This window comes from Staphylococcus sp. EG-SA-2 (genome assembly GCF_017152085.1).
In genome coordinates this window covers 1-707 of the sequence record NZ_JACYHC010001109.1, presented here as the reverse complement: position 1 = coordinate 707, position 707 = coordinate 1, and the positions used below count along the sequence as shown (strand labels likewise).

Genomic DNA, 707 nt, shown 5'->3' with positions numbered 1-707 from the left:
TAGGGCATGCGATTAGTTCTGCGCGTCAATTTATCGGCAATGAACCATTTGCGGTATTATTAGGTGACGATATTGTTGAATCTGAAGTGCCAGCAGTGAAACAGTTGATTGACGTTTATGAAGAAACGGGGCACTCAGTTATAGGTGTCCAAGAAGTTCCGGAAGCAGATACTCATCGTTATGGAATTATTGATCCATTAACTAAAAATGGACGTCAGTATGAAGTGAAAAAGTTTGTTGAAAAGCCAGCACAAGGTACGGCACCATCAAACCTAGCTATTATGGGCCGATATGTATTAACGCCTGAAATTTTCGATTATTTAAAAACGCAAAAAGAAGGCGCAGGTAACGAAATTCAGTTAACAGATGCGATTGAGCGTATGAACAATGATAATCAAGTGTATGCATATGACTTCGAAGGCGAACGTTATGACGTTGGAGAAAAATTAGGATTTGTCAAAACAACAATAGAATATGCGTTGAAAGATGACAGTATGCGAGAAGAATTAACACGATTTATTAAAGCATTAGGTTTATAATATTAAAAGCATGATACTCAATAAAATTGGAACACGAAATGGTGAACTAAATTGAATGAGTGTCATGCTTAATTTATGTGTTGTGATATATAGTAGGGTATTGAAATAATATAAAAACAAAAGAAAGTTAATTATGTATTTTTATTTATACTAAATTGAGAAGTATTA

The 707-nt window shown here is 34.2% G+C and carries 1 protein-coding gene; it reads left to right on the top strand.

Annotated elements, in window-relative coordinates; translation table 11 throughout:
• Positions 1–539: UTP--glucose-1-phosphate uridylyltransferase (locus IDG60_RS18465; protein WP_206161041.1), on the top strand; the 539-nt coding region annotated here is incomplete at its 5' end.
• Positions 540–707 lie beyond the last annotated feature (168 nt).